Below are 15,934 nucleotides of genomic sequence, written 5' to 3'. Positions count from 1 at the left end.
GCCTGGCTCTTATGTGGTTGATGGCGACGTGCGCCGGTGAATTAAATCGACCTTCACCCACGTGGTGCGTGAAGGCTGGAGCGGATCGCTGGCCCTCTCCAGCAGGCGGGTGAGCGCCTGGCGGGAGATCTCCGCCACGTCCTGATGCAGGGTGGTGAGCCGGTAGCTGTACTGTGCCGTTTGCGGCGTGTTATCAAACCCGATGAGCTGAAAATCCGTCGGGGCCTCTTTGCCGCGCTGGCGCATGCCGTCAAGAAAGCCGCAGGCCAGCTGCGCGTTGGCGCAAAAAATGCCCTCCAGCGCATCGTCGGCGGCGGCGGCGGCCTGCAGGCCGCCCTCATAGCCCTCAAGAGAGGCAAACAGCGGCTGAAGATCGCGCCGCGTATCCACCCCAAGTTCGCTGAGCGCCTGATAAAATGCTTCCCCGCGCATTTGTCCGGCCCAGGTCGAGTGGCGATGGTTTAGCCAGCCAAAGCGGCGGCAGCCGGCCGCCACCAGCTGCTTCGCGGCCAGCGCCGCCCCGGCGGCATTATCCGAGCAGACGTAGTCGACGCCGGGAATATTCGGCTGGCGGTTAATGCCGACGACCGGAATTTGCTGCTGGGCGAACTCGTAGACCAGCGACTCTGGCGGCTGGCCGGAGGTGACGATCGCCCCGGACACGCGAAACTGCGCGAAGCGGCGAAGGGTCTGGGCCAGATCCTGCTCGCTGCGGATCTCGCTGACCAGCGCCTGAAAATCGCGGCGCTGGATCTCGCTCAGCAGCCCGTCGAGCAGGCTGCTGCGAAACGGATCGTTGATGCGGGAAACGATCACCCCGATCAGATGGCTGCGCCGGCGGTTGAGCCCCTGGGCGAGAAAGTTGACCTGATAGCCCAGCTCTTCTGCGGCGCGCAGCACCCGCTCGCGGGCGGCGGGCGAGATGCTGCCGTTATTGCTCAGCGCCCGGGAAACGACCGCGCGCGAGACGCCGGCGCGGCGGGCAACGTCCTCGGCGGTAATGCTCTGTTTTCGGGGAAGTGCGCTCATGCCGGGCTTTCCTCGCCGCTGCGCGGTGGCTGATGAAGATCGTATTGTAAGCCGTCCTGGCTGACGAACAACCCGTTCCACGGCCGGCAGGCTACCCGCAGCGCCGGCAGGATCGCGTCGTAGCAGTGATAGAGCCCCATGGCGGGCAGCGCCAGCGTTTGAAACAGCGCCAGGCAGGCCGGGAAATCGCCGTGGGAGGCGTCGTCGTTCAGAGCGGTGAGCGAGGCGCACTCCTGGAACGCCAGGTCCGACCCCGCCATCAGCGCGATCGACTGCGCCGTCGGCCGGCCGTCGCCGCTGTAGAACAGGCTTTTCCCGGCGAGGGTGATGCGAATTGCGCGGTTGCTGAGCTCGTGCTGGGTTTCGGCGGTGCGGATCTGCCAGTCGTGCCAGGTCCACGCCGGGGTGGCGTCGCGCCACTCAATCGCAAAGCACAGCGCGGTGTCCGGCCAGTTTGCCAGCTGCGCCAGCTGCATCAGCACCGGACGCTGCTGCGGCTGGCTGTAGATAATCAGCGGCTTTTGGCGGGAAAAGCTTTTCCAGTAGTTGAGCAGCGCCGTCAGGCCGGTACAGTGATCCGGGTGGACGTGGGTGAAGTAAATGGCATCGATATCGTTAATATTGCCTCCGCGCTGCCACAGGGCGCGAGGGATGGTGGGGCCGCAATCAATCAGCCACTGGCGATTGTTATTATCAATAACGCGCAGCGCAGAGGTATTTTGGCTCTCTGAGAAGGCGCTACCGCAGCCGAGAACGTCTATTTTCATTTACCCTCGCCAAAAAATTTTCGCACTTAATTAAATTGTCACAAATACCCGACAAAGTAGGCTCACATCATGTCGAGTCAAGGTTGCATTTTTTTTACAGCCAAATGAACACGTGTTCATCCTGGCGCGAATAAATAAAAAATGCCTACAGAAGAGTTTTGGGTACCGAATATGAGCTATTTGCACATTGCCAGCCTGAGAATTAGCTACGGCGATAAGGTTGTCCTGCATAATATCGACCTGGCGGTAGAGAAGGGGGAGATGATCGCCCTGCTGGGGCCATCGGGCTGCGGGAAAACCACGCTGCTGAATGCGCTCTGCGGCTTTATCCCGGTACAGAACGGGGATATCGTCGTCGCCGGCAGGGATATCACCCATAGCCCGCCGGAGCAGCGCAATATTACGATGGTTTTTCAAAGCTATGCGCTGTGGCCGCACCTGACGGTGGCCCGCAATATCGGCTACGGCCTGAAGCTGCGCCGGTGGCGGCGCGACGATATCGACCGCCGGGTGGCGGAGCTGCTGCAGATAGTCAACCTCTCGGGGCTGGCGGAAATGAAGGTGACCGAGCTTTCCGGCGGCCAGCGTCAGCGGGTTGCCCTGGCGCGCGCCCTGGCGATTGAACCGGACGTGCTGGTGCTGGATGAACCGCTCTCCAATCTGGATGCCAAAGTCCGCCTTAACGTCCGCCATGAAATAAAAGCGCTGCAAAAGAAGCTCGGCTTTACCTCATTAATCGTCACCCATGACCAGCAGGAAGCGCTGGTCATGGCTGACCGTATTGCCGTATTAAATAACGGCAGGATTGAGCAGTTAGGGACGCCGGAAGAGATATATCAGCGTCCGGCCACGCCTTTTGTCGCCGATTTTATGGGGGCCGATAATAAAATAAATAGCCGTGATATCCGCACCCTCGACGGTATTCACTGGCACAGCCCACAGGCATATTCCGCTACCGATTCTGGCGAACAGGTTATTTATTTCCGCAGCACCGACGCGGCGCTCCTTTCAGTCGCGGATAGCGCGCCGCAGGAGGGGCTGACCCTCGACGGCATCGTCGAACAAAGCGCCTTCCTCGGCCATTTATATCGCCACAGCGTGCGCTGTCGCGATCGCCTGCTGCTGGCGGATTCTAGCCGCTGCTGGCCCGCCAGCTCCCCGGTCAGGCTGCACGTGCCGACGCCGGCGCTGCATATTTTTCCTTCATCTCATGCAAGTTGACATCATCGTGTTCATTCTGGGGATAAACCATGTTTACTAAAACAAACGTTGCGCTGGCGACCGCCGTACTCCTGAGCTACGGCGCGCAGGCCGATACCATCCTGAACGTCGCGACGGCGGGCGATCAGAATATGGTGGATTACGTAAAAACCTGGCTGGGGCCAAAGTTTGAGGCCGCGCATCCGGGCGTCAAGGTGCAGGTTATCGGTACCGGGCCGGGGGATGCGGGCTCGAACAAAATTATCGAAAAGCTGACGGCGCAGAAGGAGAGCGGCGCCAGCAGCTGGGATATTGACGTCGCCGTGGTGCATCAAAAAGCCGGCGGCGAGCTGGTGGAGAAGGGGTTATTAGAGAAGTACCGCCAGCAGATTAAGACCGGCAGCCTGGTCAGCGCCGACAACGCTAAAAATGCCCTCGGGGTTAACGTCGACGGCTACGTGATGCCGATGTTTTTAAGCCAGACCGCCATTGCCTGGAACAGCGAGACGATCAAAACCCCGCCGGCCTCCTACGATGAGCTGGTGGCCTGGGCGCAGAAAAACCCGCAGGCCTTCGGCTATAACGGGATCAAAAACGGCATGTCCGGGGTCAGCTTCGTGGTGGGCTGGATGTACGCCTACGGCACCGACGCCCAGCGCCTCTCCTCCCTGCCGTACGATAAAAGCGTGGAGAAAAACTGGGGCCAGGCCTATGAAAAGCTGAAGGCTTTTAATAAAAACGTCACCTTCACGCCGGGCAACGCCGGGACGCTCGATATGCTGACCCGCGGGGAGATCGCGATGGGGCCGGTATGGGTGGACATGTTCTATAGCTGGAAGGATCAGGGGAAGCTGCCGCCGTCGATCAAGCTCTCCCTACTGGCGCCGGGCATGCCGGGTCAGCCGATGTATTACGTGACCCCGGCGAAGGCGGCGAATCCGCAGCTGGCGCACGAGTTTATCGAGCTGGCGACCAGCCCGGAGGTGCAGGCGCAGGGGATCGTGAAGCAGTTTAACTGGTATCCCGGCATCGATGCGCAGCACGTTAAGCCGCAGCTGGACGCGGGGACGTGGCAAAAGCTGTTTGCGGAGATCTCGCCGCAGGCGCTGGCGGAATACGGCAAGAATTTCCCGATTACCGCCTATTTTGACGATATTAAAGAAGGCTACGAAAGCCAGGTCGCCAACTAATCTTCGTCGATGCCCGGGGCGGCCGCGCGTCGACCCGGGCGTTTCTCCTCGCTGATATCAGGTTTGCTATGCGTATTTCGCTGAAATATCTGCTGCTGGTGGCTCCCGCCGCGCTGACCATTGCCGTGCTGTTTTTATATCCGCTGGGCTTCTCGCTGATTGCCGCCTTTACCGACGATGCGCAGCGGCTGACCCTGGCCCACTTTCGCAAAGTCTATGCGCTCTATTCCACCGATATTCTGTTCACGCTGATCGTCGTGCTGAGCTCCGTGGCGCTGCTGGCGCTGATTTCCATCACCCTTTCCGCGGTGATTACCCTGTCCTCCTGCCGGCCGATCGTACAGATGCTGGCATTTTTATATCGTCTGCCGCTGTTTATTCCTTTTATCGTTGCGGCGCAGATGATGCGCACCTTTCTGGCCAAAAACGGTTTAATGAACAATGCGCTGGTTGCCAGCGATCTGCTCACGCCGATGGAGACGATCTCCTGGCTGGGCTGGAAGGGCATCATTATCACCTTCGTCTGGAAGCAGCTGGCGTTCGCCACGCTGCTTATCTGCGGCGCAATGGCGGCGCTTGAGCAGTCGCAAATTCTGGCGGCGCGCAACCTGGGCGCCTCTCGCCCGCGGATCCTGTTCGATATTATTCTGCCGCAGGTGCTGCCCGCCATCGGCGTGGCGCTGGTGCTCTCGACCGTCACCATGATGTCGGTGCTGTCGGTGCCGCTGATGATAGGCGTCGGTACGCCGACGATGATCACCGTTGATATGGCGTTTCGCGTGAACTCCTACGGGGATTACGCCGTGGCTAACGCTCTGGGCGTCGTGTCGCTGCTTATCTGCGGCGCGCTGTCGTGGTTCTATCTGCGCCACAGCCTGCGCCAAAAAGGGGGAGAATAATGAAGGAGGTTACGATGACACCACCTGCGACGCTGCTGGCGAAAGGGCGGAGAAAGCTGAGCGCCAGCCTGCCGCTGCAGACGCTGCTGCTGGTTCTGATGCTGCTGGCGATGTTTGGTCCGCTGCTGAATCTGCTTATCTGGACGGTGGCCGAAAGCTGGTTCTTTCCCCACAGCCTGCCCAGCCAGTGGGGGCTGAAATACTGGTATCAGGTGTTCAGCCCCTATAGCGATGTTTCGGGCTCTTTGCTGACCAGCGTGCTGATTGCCGTGCTGTCGGTGCTGGTGTGCCTGCTGATTTCGATCCCCGCCGGCTATGCGTTATCGCGGCGAGGGATGCCGCTGCGGGTGGGCTTTATGCTGCTGTTTCTTATTCCGCAGGCGTTCCCTAACCTGACGGTATATATGAATATTGCCCGGCTTTTCTATCAGTGGGGGCTCAACGGCACCGTGGCCGGCGTGGTGCTGGTGCATAGCGTGCACGGGCTGATGTATTCGGTATGGATCTGCGTGGCGGCGTTCTCGGCGGTCGATCCGCTGCTGGCAAGAGCGTCGCGCAATCTGGGGGCCGGGGCGGTGTATACGTTTTGGCATATCGTTTTGCCCCAGGCATCGCCGGGGATTATTGCCGCCAGTATTTTTGTCTTTCTGGAGTCGCTGGACGAGTTCACCGGCACCTTTTTTGTCGGCGCGCCGGATATCACCACGCTGCCTCTGCTGCTATACAACGCCAGCATGTCGGGAAACTATCAGGTGTCGTCTATTACCGCGCTGATTTTATTACTGCCGTCGCTGCTGTTTATGCTGGTTATTCATAAATTTATGCGCCCGGAAATGCTGGCAAAAATGGGCAAATAGCGCTCAGGCTACCCGCCAGTAAAAACGCTTCCCGGTGGGAAGCGTTTTTACTATCAGGTCATCATCATCGGCCACTCTGGCGGCGTCTGGCTCATCACTTCCACCATGACGTCTTTAATGTTGCCCCAGATTTTGGCAACGTCGATCAGCGTGATACCGAGCAGGCCGGTGGCAAACCAGCAGGCGGCGGCCAGCCCCAGGCAGCTGCAGATCACCGCTAAGCCGGCATAGTCGCTTTTACGCAGCTGAATATTCATCGAGCTGGCTAAAAACATCAGCACCGCGCTCAGCAGCGGCCAGCGCAGGAGTATGACACTGGTAGTAATGGAAGCCATTAACCTGATCCTCAAAGAAAGTCGGGGGCCTTTGACAACCTGGCGAGACTAACGATGACGTGGCGCTCTGGCTATCGACGGGCGAAAAAACGTATAATGAAACAATGTTTCCGTTTCATTAGGATGTGTGAACTATATCACACTTGTTCTTTTATTCACCAGCCAAAAATTGCGTTTTTTATGTGCTTATAAACCATTTAAATGTTGTGGTTAACGGCGCGGTGCGCCATAGCCATACCCGCCATGATGCTGAAGCTAATGTATTAATACGATGGACTGTTTTTTTGCCAGGCTTATATCTACTGGTTTTATTACCTGTTCGCGGTAATCATACGGATAAACCGAATCAGAAAGCGGTGCCGCTCTCATTATGTCGAGAATGTTTCTCGATTGTTCTATAAGTTAGTATTATTCATCATTATCGGCTGTGGGGTTTTTACCCTCAATAGCCGAATGCCTAAATGACCGGCATTGTATAGGCGCAGGCATCTGCCATTGTGGACTGTTACCGTGATTAAGGCGTATCGCATGGATAAAAAGCGGAAATGAGTCGTAGCGCGCCACATAAGGCGTTGAAAATATTTGGTATTGCCCTGGTTATCCTGCTGCCAGTGGTGCTGGCCTTGTGGCTTGCCCAACACCGGGCCAGGGTGGAAACCAACGACCAGCTCCGCTCGTTTTCTCAACTGGCGCTGCAGAAAACCGAAATGGTTATTCATGAGGTCGAGCAGGCGCGTAAAAAGGCCATGCAATATCAGGGGATAATATGTTCGCCGCAGCACCAGCGATATATGCTGGATATTGTTCGCAGCCTGCTTTACGTCGAAGATTTAGTCTATGCGGAAGGCGCTGATTTCTTTTGCTCAACCGCCGTTCATCCCGATACGGTCTGGCATGTTGAGACGGCTAATTATATAAAAAAGCCGGATGTCGCCATCTATTACTATCGCGATACGCCGTTCTATCCCGGTTTTGCCATGACCTATATGCAGCGCGGTCACTATGTCGCGGTTATTAATCCACTTTCCTATAGTGCGTTAATATCCAGCGATAGAGATTTAGCCTACGGTCTGTTCGATACCAAAACGAATCAGTTTTTCTCCGTCAGCAAAAATACCGACGCCGCGGCGTTACGTCCGCTGATCCGCAGCGAAGACACCTTTTTCCAGCAGGATCGCCGGGTATACACCGTTGCCCATTCGGCGAACCGCCCTATCGCGGTGATCATGTCCACCTCGCGCGTGGGCTATTATCAAAATTTATATGACCAGATCGTGCTCACTTTGCCGCTGGGCCTGATTGGTAGCGGGCTGATGTTAACGCTGTGGCTACGAATCCGGCGGCAGTACCACTCCCCGCGCAGCAGGCTGCAGCGCGCGCTGAGCCGTCGCCAGCTGTGCCTGCACTATCAGCCGATCGTCGATATTAAAACGAACCGCTGCGTCGGGGCCGAAGCGCTGCTGCGCTGGCCAGGATGCGATGGCCCGGTGATGAGCCCGGCGGAGTTCATTCCGCTGGCGGAGAACGAAGGGCTGATTGCGCAGGTGACGGACTACGTCGTGGATGAAGTGTTTGCCGATCTGGGCGAATTTCTCGCCAGCCATCCGCAGCTGTACGTCGCGATTAACCTCTCGGCCACGGATTTCCACTCCGCGCGGCTGATTAGCCAAATTAGCGAAAAGGCGAAAAGTCACGGGGTATGCATCAGCCAGATTAAAATCGAAGTGACCGAGCGCGGTTTTATTGACGTGCAGAAAACGACGCCGGTCATTCAGGCGTTTCGCGAGGCGGGATATGAAGTCGCCATCGACGATTTCGGCACCGGCTACTCCAACCTGCATAACCTCTCTTCGCTCAACGTGGACATTCTCAAGATCGATAAATCCTTTATCGATACGCTGACGACCCGCGGCACCAGCCACATGATCGCCGAGCATATTATTGAGATGGCGCGCAGCCTGCACCTGAAAACCGTGGCTGAGGGCGTCGAAACGCTGGACCAGGTGAAGTGGCTACACAAGCGCGGCGTCCGCTACTGCCAGGGCTGGCATTTTGCGAAGGCGATGCCGGTGCAGGAGTTTAAGCAGTGGCTGGTTAAGGCACCAGCGCGGCTTAACGCCTGCGCGCAAAGCCGTCAGGCGGAAATCTGATGGCGATAGTCGCTGGGCGTGCGGTCATACTCCCGGCGGAACACCCGTGAAAACGTCTGCTGCGAGACGTAGCCCAGATCCATCGCGATATCGAAAATCGGGCGCTGGGTGGTTCTGAGGGCTTCAGCGGCCAGTAACAGCCGACGTTGGCGAATGTAATCACCCAGCGTCTGATGCGTAACGGCGCGGAACATCCGCTGGAGATACCACTTCGAGTACCCCGATTTTTTGGCGACTACATCAATGTTAAGTGGTTGATCGATATGTTCATCAATCCATTCAATAAGCGTTTGGATAATATCCTGATGGGACATAAAGCGGCCTCTCTCTCAATTCTCGATTCGTCGTTTTGTCTGCGGGCGAGTATAATTCCTCAAGTTAACTTGAGGTAAAGCGCTTTATGGAAAAGAAATCACCCCGTATTAAAATGCTGTTGACCCCTGGCGAAGTGGCAAAACGTACCGGCGTTGCCGTCTCGGCCCTCCATTTCTATGAAAGCAAAGGGCTGATTCACAGCCAGCGCAATCCGGGCAATCAGCGGCGCTACCGTCGTGACGTGCTGCGCGCGGTGGCGATTATCAAGATTGCTCAGCGCATCGGCATTCCGCTGGCGACTATCGGCGATGCCTTTGGCGTGCTGCCCGAAGGGCACAACCTAAGCGCCAAAGAGTGGAAGCAGCTATCGTCGGTGTGGCGGGAAGAGCTGGACCGGCGCATTCATACGCTGACCGCGCTGCGCGATCAGCTGGATGGCTGCATCGGCTGCGGCTGCCTGTCGCGACGGGACTGTCCGCTGCGTAACCCCGGGGACATGCTGGGTGAAGAGGGGACCGGCGCGCGGCTGCTGGAGGATGATTAAAAAACTAAAGCGCCACAACAGGGCGCTTTAGTTGTTTTCCGGTCTTTGTCTTTCGCTCTATCCCGCTGGTTCACAGGAGGGTTTCACCCGACGTCGGCTCCCCTCAGTATTGCGCAACAAGTTGATGGAGGTTCCGGATTGCGCCGACACCTTAATTGTGGCACATCACCTTAAATCCACCCGCTTATTTTGGCGAATTTTTCCCGTCATTCACCGCCAGTTCCTATAGTTAATTTGAACAAACGACGGGAGAGACCCATGCTGACGGTACATCACCTTAATCAATCGCGATCGCAGCGCGTGCTCTGGGCGCTGGAAGAGCTGCAGCTGCCCTATCAGATTGTCTGCTATCCGCGGCAGAAAAATATGCTGGCACCGCCGGAGTTAAAAAACATTCACCCGCTGGGCAAATCCCCGGTGGTGGAGGACAACGGCTACGTGCTGGCGGAGTCCGGGGCGATCCTCGAATATCTGCAGGAAACCTACGATAGCACGCAGCAGCTGCGGCCGCAGGCGATGGCGGACAGGCTGCAGTACCGCTTTTGGCTGCACTATGCCGAAGGCTCGCTGATGCCCCTGATGCTGATGAAGCTGGTCTTTTCCAGCCTCGGCAAGGCCCCGGTGCCGTTCGGCATGCGCACGCTGGGCGGTGCGCTGGGGAAGGGGATGCAGAAGGCCTGGCTGGACCGGCAGATTGCCACCCACGCCGGCTTTATCGAAGATCACCTCTCCCGATGGCCGTGGTTTGCGGGCGAAAACCTGAGCATGGCCGATATCCAGATGAGCTTTCCGCTGCTGGCGCTGCAGTCGCGCGGCGGAATTGACGGCCTTGCGCACGTCGCCTGCTGGACGCAGCGTATCGAGCAGCGTCCGGCCTGGCTGCGCGCCATTGAGCGCGGTGGCCCCTTTACGCTACCGGGTGCCTGAGGCATCACCTTTTACGATGGCCGAGGCGAATTGCTATCAGCGCAATACAAAAATGTTAGCAGATTGCGCATAGACGATAACGTTTGCGCATCGGCTGGTTATTTCCTGAACGTCATAAGCGAAATTTAGCGAAATACGACAAACTTCAGTTGAAAAGGGCCATCTAAAGGCTGGATAATCGTTTGCCTTATTATTTTGCTCGCTATTTATCCTGCTAACAGGGGGTGAGTAAAGTAATTTTGACCACCGTATTGTATGCGCGGAGTTAAACGTTTGCTTTTTTTGCAGCCCCCCTGGCGCTGCGATATATAGCACAAGGAGATCGCGTTGAACTGGCAGTGGATGGTCCACCACGCATACCGACGAATGATAAAAATTCTCAGGGGAAGTTTTCTATGTCTACGCCTTCAGCGCGTACCGGCGGTTCATTAGACGCCTGGTTTAAAATTTCGGCTCGCGGCAGCTCCGTGCGTCAGGAAATTCTTGCAGGTTTAACCACTTTTCTCGCCATGGTGTACTCGGTAATCGTGGTACCGGGCATGCTGGGTAAGGCCGGGTTCCCACCGGCAGCGGTGTTTGTCTCCACCTGCCTGGTGGCGGGCGTGGGCTCTCTGGTGATGGGGCTGTGGGCCAACCTGCCGCTGGCAATCGGCTGTGCTATCTCGCTGACCGCCTTTACCGCCTTCAGCCTGGTGCTGGGGCAGCAAATCAGCATTCCGGTTGCGCTGGGCGCCGTGTTCCTGATGGGCGTGCTGTTTACCATTATCTCCGCGACCGGCATTCGTAGCTGGATCTTACGCAACCTGCCGCAGGGCGTTGCGCACGGCACCGGTATCGGTATCGGCCTGTTCCTGCTGCTGATCGCCGCCAACGGCGTGGGCCTGGTCATTAAGAACCCGCTGGACGGTCTGCCGGTGGCGCTGGGTAACTTCGACAGCTTCCCGGTGATTATGTCGCTGGTGGGGCTGGCGGTGATTATCGGCCTCGAAAAGCTGAAGGTACCGGGCGGCATCCTGCTGACCATTATCGGCGTGTCGATCGTCGGCCTGATTTTCGACCCTAACGTTCACTTCTCCGGTATTTTTGCCATGCCGTCGCTGAGCGACGATAAAGGCAATTCGCTGATCGGCAGCCTGGATATTATCGGCGCGCTGAACCCGGTCGTTCTGCCGAGCGTGCTGGCGCTGGTGATGACGGCGGTATTTGATGCCACCGGCACCATCCGCGCGGTCGCGGGGCAGGCGAACCTGCTGGACAAAGACGGGCAGATCATCAACGGCGGTAAAGCGCTGACCACCGACTCCCTGAGCAGCGTCTTCTCCGGCCTGGTCGGCGCGGCGCCGGCGGCGGTATATATCGAATCGGCTGCGGGTACCGCTGCCGGCGGTAAAACCGGCCTGACCGCGGTGACGGTTGGCGTGCTGTTCCTGCTGATCCTGTTCCTTTCCCCGCTCTCCTATCTGGTTCCCGCCTACGCCACCGCTCCGGCGCTGATGTATGTCGGCCTGCTGATGCTGAGCAACGTGGCGAAGATTGATTTCAACGATTTTGTCGATGCGATGGCGGGGCTGATTACCGCGGTCTTTATCGTGCTGACCTGCAATATCGTTACCGGCATCATGATCGGCTTCGCGTCGCTGGTGATTGGCCGTCTGGTCTCCGGGGAGTGGCGCAAGCTGAACCTCGGCACCGTGATCATTGCCGCGGCGCTGGTTATCTTCTACGCCGGCGGCTGGGCGATTTAAGCGATTTATGCTGACAGCGGGCGGCTCAGACCGCCCGTTTAATTTTTAAGCCACATCCTGTTTCCTTTTGCGTTAATCTGGGTAGCGTATCATTTCGAGACATGACGCCTCAGATGTAAAATAAGAACACGCAGCAAACAGGGAACACATGGAAATATTCTTTACCATACTCATCATGACCCTCGTGGTCTCTCTCTCCGGGGTGGTTACACGCGTACTGCCCTTTCAGGTTCCACTACCTTTAATCCAGATTGCCATCGGCGCGCTGCTGGCCTGGCCTACGTTCGGGCTGCACGTCGAATTCGACCCCGAGCTCTTCCTGGTGCTCTTTATTCCGCCGCTGCTTTTTGCCGACGGCTGGAAGACGCCGACCCGCGAGTTCATCGAGCACGGGCGAGAGATTTTTGGCCTCGCGCTGGCGCTGGTGCTGGTCACGGTGGTGGGGATTGGCTACCTCATCTACTGGATTGTCCCGGGCATTCCGCTGATCCCGGCCTTTGCGCTGGCGGCGGTGCTGTCGCCAACCGATGCGGTGGCGCTCTCCGGGATCGTCGGCGAAGGGCGGATCCCGAAAAAAATTATGGGGATACTGCAGGGCGAAGCGTTGATGAACGACGCCTCCGGCCTGGTCTCGCTGAAGTTTGCCGTCGCGGTGGCGATGGGCACGATGGTCTTTACCGTTGGCGGTGCGACGGTCGAGTTCTTCAAGGTGGCGATAGGCGGCATCCTCGCCGGTTTTGTCGTCAGCTGGCTGTACGGGCGCTCGATGCGCTTCCTCAGCCGCTGGGGCGGCGATGAGCCGGCCACGCAGATTGTGCTGCTGTTCCTGCTGCCGTTTGCCTCCTACCTGATCGCTGAACACATTGGTTTTTCCGGGATTCTGGCCGCGGTCGCGGCGGGGATGACCATCACCCGTTCCGGGGTGATGCGCACCGCGCCGCTGGCGATGCGCCTGCGCGCCAACAGCACCTGGGCGATGCTGGAGTTCGTGTTTAACGGCATGGTCTTCCTGCTGTTAGGCCTGCAGCTGCCGGATATCCTGTCGAGCTCGCTGGTGGCGGCGGAGGCGGATCCCAACGTCGAAACCTGGATGCTGTTTACCGATATTATCCTGATTTACGCCGCCCTGATGCTGGTCCGCTTTGGCTGGCTGTGGACAATGCGCAAGCTCAGCCAGCGCTTCCTGAAGAACAAGCCGATGGAGTTTGGCTCCTGGACCACCCGCGAGCTGCTGATCTCCTCGGTCGCCGGGGTACGCGGGGCGATTACCCTCGCCGGCGTGCTGTCGATACCGCTGCTGCTGCCGAGCGGCGACGTTTTCCCTGCGCGCTATGAGCTGGTGTTCCTTGCCGCCGGGGTCATCCTGTTCTCGCTGTTTGTCGGCGTGATTGCGCTACCGATCCTGCTGCGCCACATTGAGTCGACCGACCATGTCCAGCAGCGTAAAGAGGAGCGCCTGGCGCGCGCCGCCACCGCGGACGTGGCGATCGTGGCGATTCAAAAAATGGAGGAGCGGCTGGCGGCGGATACCAAAGAGAATATCGATAACCAGCTGCTGACGGAGGTCAGCTCGCGGGTGATCGGTAACCTGCGCCGGCGGGTCGACGGCCGTAACGACGTGGAAACCTCGATCCTCGAAGAGCAGCTTGAGCGCCGGTTCCGCCTGGCGGCGCTGCGTTCAGAGCGCGGCGAGCTGTACCATCTGCGCGCCACCCGCCAGATCAGCAACGAGACGCTGCAGAAGCTGCTGCACGACCTTGACCTGCTGGAAGCGCTGTTAATCGAAGATCAATAATCGCCGCCGCGCCCCGTCGGGGCCGTGCGGTTGGCTGATCTGTAGTTGGTAGCCCGGACCGGCGCAACGCGTCGCCTCCGGGCGCTTACTCATTGAGCCAGAAGCTTTTACTGCACGCCAGCCACGCCTGGGCGCTATGCGACAGATAGACCCCCTCCCGCCAAATCATCCCCAGCTCCCAGCGCAGCTCGCTCTGCAGCGGGATCGTGCAAAAATGTCGGGCGTCGAGGCGCTCGCAAATCGGCTGCGGCAGAATCGCCACGCCAATTCCCGCCTGAACCATCGCGGCGAGGAAGTCCCACTGTCCGCTGCGCACTGCGATGCGGGGCTTGACGTCATGGTCGGTAAACAGCTGCATCAGCTGCTGGCTGAGGGCGAAATCTTCGTTATAGATAACCAGCGGATGGGCGGCGAGCGCCTGCGGCGACAGCGAGCTAACCGCCTCCCACTGCGGCGTTCTCGGCGCCAGCACGCACAGAGGATGGTTGAACAGCGGCAGCGTCGCCAGGCCGCTCTCCTCATCGACCGGCAGCGCCGTCATGGCCAGGTCCAGCTCGCCGTTGCTGACCGCCTGCTGCACGGTCAGGCCGCCGAACTCGGCAATTTTCAGCTCTACGCCCGGATAGCGCTGGCGAAACAGGCCGATCGGCTCGGCCATCAGCATCCCGACCATCGGCGGGATCCCCAGCCGCAGAATGCCCTTATGCAGGTGGTTAATATCGCTAAGCTCGGATTCCAGCTGGCGGAATTCGCCCAAAATCGCCTGCCCGCGCTCGAAAACCACCCGGCCGGTATCGGTTAGCAGCAGCCGGCGGCCGTCGCGAATAAGCAGCGTACAGTTGAGCTCATCTTCGAGGTTTTTTAGCATCTTGCTGATGGTGGGCTGCGTGACGAACAGTTTTTCCGCCGCGCGGGTGAAGCTCTGCTGACGGACGACTTCGACAAAATAACGCAGCGTGCGGATATCCATAATTATTCCCTGAGACTATACCTGTGATGATTTTAATTCATTTCTGTCCAACCTGGCGGCTCACTATACTGCTCGCCTGGCTTCTTTTTCAGGAATATCGCTCATGGCCTTCGCGCCAGCTCGCGTTACCCCCTTCGTTATGCAACGCCTTCAGGTACCGGTTCAGGTACTGGTTTATGCCGGACTCTTTGTCTGCGCTCAATATCTGGTTAACTGGCTGCACCTGCCGCTCCCGGCAAATCTGGTCGGCATGCTGATGCTGCTGGCGCTTATCGTCTGTCGGATTATCCCGCTGAAGTGGGTGCGCGCCGGCGCCCGCTGGCTGCTGGCGGAAATGCTGCTGTTCTTCGTGCCGGCGGTGGTGGCGGTGGTCAACTACACCCAGCTGCTGATGGTGGACGGCTGGCGTATTCTGCTGGTAATCGCGCTGAGCACGACGCTGGTGCTGGGCGCCACGGCGTGGGTGGTGGATAAAGTTTATCGCTATGAAATCAGCAGGATGAAGCATGAGTGATCTCCATCTGAGCATTCTGTGCCTGATCGTGACGCTGGTGCTCTATTTTGCCAATAAGCGCCTCTATCGCCGCTTCCACAAGCTGCCGCTGATGCCGCTGGTTTTTACCCCAATCCTGCTGGTGCTGATTCTGGTCTTTGGCCATATTTCGTATCAAAGCTATATGGGAGAGGCCCACTGGCTGCTGTGGCTGCTGGGGCCGGCGACGATCGCTTTCGCCGTGCCGGTGTATGACAACCTGGCGATTATTAAACGCCACTGGATGTCGCTGAGCGCCGGGGTGGTGACGGCCTCAATCGTGGCGGTCTGCAGCTCGGTCTGGCTGGCGCGCCTGTTCACCCTTTCCGATGAGATTCAGCGCAGCCTGGCGGTGCGTTCGGTCACCACGCCTTTTGCGCTGGCCGCGGCCCGGCCCCTCGGCGGTCAGCCGGATCTGGTCGCGCTGTTTGTGGTGGTCACCGGGGTATTTGGTATGGCGATCGGCGATGTGCTGTTTTTGCGCCTGTCGATTCGAGAAGGGATGGCGAAAGGGGCGGGTTTCGGCGCCGCCTCGCACGGCGCCGGAACCGCGCGCTCCTACGAGCTCGGGCCGCAGGAGGGCGTTGTCGCCAGCCTGGTGATGATGCTGTCTGGAGTGGTGATGGTGCTGGCGGCGCCGCTGGTGCGCCTGCTGATGTTCTGATGAACCCCGGCCGAA

General features: G+C 58.6%; 16 protein-coding genes. 11 read left to right on the top strand and 5 right to left on the bottom strand.

Annotated features, from left to right (window positions below):
- Nucleotides 1–9: 9 nt before the first annotated feature.
- A complete protein-coding gene (locus MMW58_RS26860; protein WP_241722458.1) occupies nt 10–1,029 on the bottom strand; it encodes a LacI family DNA-binding transcriptional regulator in 1,020 nt (339 codons plus the stop codon).
- The gene (locus MMW58_RS26855; RefSeq protein WP_241722457.1) at nt 1,026–1,796 is read right to left on the bottom strand and encodes an MBL fold metallo-hydrolase; all 771 of its coding nucleotides are present in this window, start codon (nt 1,794–1,796) and stop codon (nt 1,026–1,028) included. The genes MMW58_RS26860 and MMW58_RS26855 overlap by 4 nt, the downstream gene beginning before the upstream one ends.
- A 171-nt stretch (nt 1,797–1,967) precedes the next feature.
- Here MMW58_RS26855 and MMW58_RS26850 point away from each other — a divergent pair, with 171 nt between their 5' ends.
- The 4 genes from MMW58_RS26850 (at nt 1,968) to MMW58_RS26835 (ending at nt 5,942) form a co-directional block, all read left to right on the top strand.
- Nucleotides 1,968–3,017: an ABC transporter ATP-binding protein gene (locus tag MMW58_RS26850; RefSeq protein ID WP_241722456.1), complete on the top strand. Its 1,050-nt coding sequence runs from the start codon at nt 1,968–1,970 to the stop codon at nt 3,015–3,017.
- A gap of 29 nt (nt 3,018–3,046) precedes the next feature.
- The gene (locus tag MMW58_RS26845; RefSeq protein ID WP_133601228.1) at nt 3,047–4,186 is read left to right on the top strand and encodes an ABC transporter substrate-binding protein; all 1,140 of its coding nucleotides are present in this window, start codon (nt 3,047–3,049) and stop codon (nt 4,184–4,186) included.
- A 68-nt stretch (nt 4,187–4,254) separates the two neighbouring features.
- Nucleotides 4,255–5,085, top strand: coding sequence for an ABC transporter permease (locus tag MMW58_RS26840; RefSeq protein WP_159237624.1), 831 nt, complete (start codon nt 4,255–4,257; stop codon nt 5,083–5,085).
- 14 nt (nt 5,086–5,099) lie between these two features.
- Complete coding sequence (locus tag MMW58_RS26835) at nt 5,100–5,942, top strand: ABC transporter permease (protein ID WP_159237625.1); 843 nt, start codon at nt 5,100–5,102, stop codon at nt 5,940–5,942.
- Nucleotides 5,943–5,995: 53 nt separating this feature from the next.
- On the opposite strand, the gene MMW58_RS26830 is transcribed toward MMW58_RS26835, so the two are convergent.
- The gene (locus MMW58_RS26830) at nt 5,996–6,277 is read right to left on the bottom strand and encodes a YjcB family protein (RefSeq protein WP_133601226.1); all 282 of its coding nucleotides are present in this window, start codon (nt 6,275–6,277) and stop codon (nt 5,996–5,998) included.
- Between the two features lie 545 nt (nt 6,278–6,822).
- Between MMW58_RS26830 and MMW58_RS26825 the strand changes: the two genes are divergently transcribed.
- The gene (locus MMW58_RS26825; protein WP_133601225.1) at nt 6,823–8,427 is read left to right on the top strand and encodes an EAL domain-containing protein; all 1,605 of its coding nucleotides are present in this window, start codon (nt 6,823–6,825) and stop codon (nt 8,425–8,427) included.
- Here the strand turns inward: MMW58_RS26825 and soxS are convergent.
- Entirely contained in the window at nt 8,412–8,741 is a 330-nt protein-coding gene (gene soxS / locus MMW58_RS26820) for a superoxide response transcriptional regulator SoxS (protein ID WP_041143630.1), read from the bottom strand. The two genes, MMW58_RS26825 and soxS, sit on opposite strands and share 16 nt — an antisense overlap.
- Before the next feature lie 86 nt (nt 8,742–8,827).
- On the opposite strand from soxS, the gene soxR reads away from it, so the two are divergent.
- The 4 genes from soxR to MMW58_RS26800 all read left to right on the top strand — a co-directional run bounded on the left by soxR (nt 8,828) and on the right by MMW58_RS26800 (nt 13,753).
- A complete protein-coding gene (gene soxR, locus MMW58_RS26815) occupies nt 8,828–9,286 on the top strand; it encodes a redox-sensitive transcriptional activator SoxR (protein ID WP_133601224.1) in 459 nt (152 codons plus the stop codon).
- 258 nt (nt 9,287–9,544) lie between these two features.
- Nucleotides 9,545–10,213: a glutathione S-transferase family protein gene (locus tag MMW58_RS26810; RefSeq protein ID WP_241722455.1), complete on the top strand. Its 669-nt coding sequence runs from the start codon at nt 9,545–9,547 to the stop codon at nt 10,211–10,213.
- A gap of 395 nt (nt 10,214–10,608) precedes the next feature.
- On the top strand, nt 10,609–11,958 hold the full coding sequence (locus MMW58_RS26805) for an NCS2 family permease (protein WP_045853429.1): 1,350 nt from the start codon (nt 10,609–10,611) through the stop codon (nt 11,956–11,958).
- Nucleotides 11,959–12,106: 148 nt separating this feature from the next.
- A complete protein-coding gene (locus MMW58_RS26800) occupies nt 12,107–13,753 on the top strand; it encodes a Na+/H+ antiporter (RefSeq protein ID WP_045853428.1) in 1,647 nt (548 codons plus the stop codon).
- Between the two features lie 85 nt (nt 13,754–13,838).
- Here the strand turns inward: MMW58_RS26800 and MMW58_RS26795 are convergent, their stop codons facing one another.
- Nucleotides 13,839–14,723, bottom strand: a complete 885-nt coding sequence (locus tag MMW58_RS26795; RefSeq protein WP_241722454.1) for a LysR family transcriptional regulator — start codon at nt 14,721–14,723, stop codon at nt 13,839–13,841.
- Between the two features lie 103 nt (nt 14,724–14,826).
- Between MMW58_RS26795 and MMW58_RS26790 the strand changes: the two genes are divergently transcribed.
- Both MMW58_RS26790 and MMW58_RS26785 read left to right on the top strand, forming a co-directional pair.
- The gene (locus MMW58_RS26790; protein WP_041143636.1) at nt 14,827–15,237 is read left to right on the top strand and encodes a CidA/LrgA family protein; all 411 of its coding nucleotides are present in this window, start codon (nt 14,827–14,829) and stop codon (nt 15,235–15,237) included.
- Nucleotides 15,230–15,919 (top strand): LrgB family protein, encoded by a 690-nt coding sequence (locus MMW58_RS26785; protein WP_041143637.1) that lies wholly within the window; start codon nt 15,230–15,232, stop codon nt 15,917–15,919. The genes MMW58_RS26790 and MMW58_RS26785 overlap by 8 nt, the downstream gene beginning before the upstream one ends.
- The last annotated feature ends 15 nt before the right edge of the window (nt 15,920–15,934 follow it).

It is taken from the genome of Klebsiella sp. HC6 (genome assembly GCF_022605325.1).
GTDB classification, from domain to species: domain Bacteria; phylum Pseudomonadota; class Gammaproteobacteria; order Enterobacterales; family Enterobacteriaceae; genus Klebsiella; species Klebsiella terrigena.
Note: the sequence above shows the minus strand (reverse complement) of the source record. Positions and strands in the feature narration are given on the sequence as shown.

What these genes read in the sequence shown, in the direction of transcription:
- MMW58_RS26790 (WP_041143636.1), top strand. Translation starts at nt 14,827, where the DNA reads ATGGCCTTCGCGCCAGCTCGCGTTACCCCCTTCGTTATGCAACGCCTT.
- MMW58_RS26850 (WP_241722456.1), top strand. Translation starts at nt 1,968, where the DNA reads ATGAGCTATTTGCACATTGCCAGCCTGAGAATTAGCTACGGCGATAAG.
- MMW58_RS26830 (WP_133601226.1), bottom strand. Translation starts at nt 6,277, where the DNA reads ATGGCTTCCATTACTACCAGTGTCATACTCCTGCGCTGGCCGCTGCTG.
- MMW58_RS26840 (WP_159237624.1), top strand. Translation starts at nt 4,255, where the DNA reads ATGCGTATTTCGCTGAAATATCTGCTGCTGGTGGCTCCCGCCGCGCTG.
- MMW58_RS26825 (WP_133601225.1), top strand. Translation starts at nt 6,823, where the DNA reads ATGAGTCGTAGCGCGCCACATAAGGCGTTGAAAATATTTGGTATTGCC.
- MMW58_RS26795 (WP_241722454.1), bottom strand. Translation starts at nt 14,723, where the DNA reads ATGGATATCCGCACGCTGCGTTATTTTGTCGAAGTCGTCCGTCAGCAG.
- MMW58_RS26785 (WP_041143637.1), top strand. Translation starts at nt 15,230, where the DNA reads ATGAGTGATCTCCATCTGAGCATTCTGTGCCTGATCGTGACGCTGGTG.
- MMW58_RS26860 (WP_241722458.1), bottom strand. Translation starts at nt 1,029, where the DNA reads ATGAGCGCACTTCCCCGAAAACAGAGCATTACCGCCGAGGACGTTGCC.
- MMW58_RS26810 (WP_241722455.1), top strand. Translation starts at nt 9,545, where the DNA reads ATGCTGACGGTACATCACCTTAATCAATCGCGATCGCAGCGCGTGCTC.
- MMW58_RS26855 (WP_241722457.1), bottom strand. Translation starts at nt 1,796, where the DNA reads ATGAAAATAGACGTTCTCGGCTGCGGTAGCGCCTTCTCAGAGAGCCAA.
- MMW58_RS26805 (WP_045853429.1), top strand. Translation starts at nt 10,609, where the DNA reads ATGTCTACGCCTTCAGCGCGTACCGGCGGTTCATTAGACGCCTGGTTT.
- MMW58_RS26835 (WP_159237625.1), top strand. Translation starts at nt 5,100, where the DNA reads ATGACACCACCTGCGACGCTGCTGGCGAAAGGGCGGAGAAAGCTGAGC.
- soxS (WP_041143630.1), bottom strand. Translation starts at nt 8,741, where the DNA reads ATGTCCCATCAGGATATTATCCAAACGCTTATTGAATGGATTGATGAA.
- MMW58_RS26800 (WP_045853428.1), top strand. Translation starts at nt 12,107, where the DNA reads ATGGAAATATTCTTTACCATACTCATCATGACCCTCGTGGTCTCTCTC.
- soxR (WP_133601224.1), top strand. Translation starts at nt 8,828, where the DNA reads ATGGAAAAGAAATCACCCCGTATTAAAATGCTGTTGACCCCTGGCGAA.
- MMW58_RS26845 (WP_133601228.1), top strand. Translation starts at nt 3,047, where the DNA reads ATGTTTACTAAAACAAACGTTGCGCTGGCGACCGCCGTACTCCTGAGC.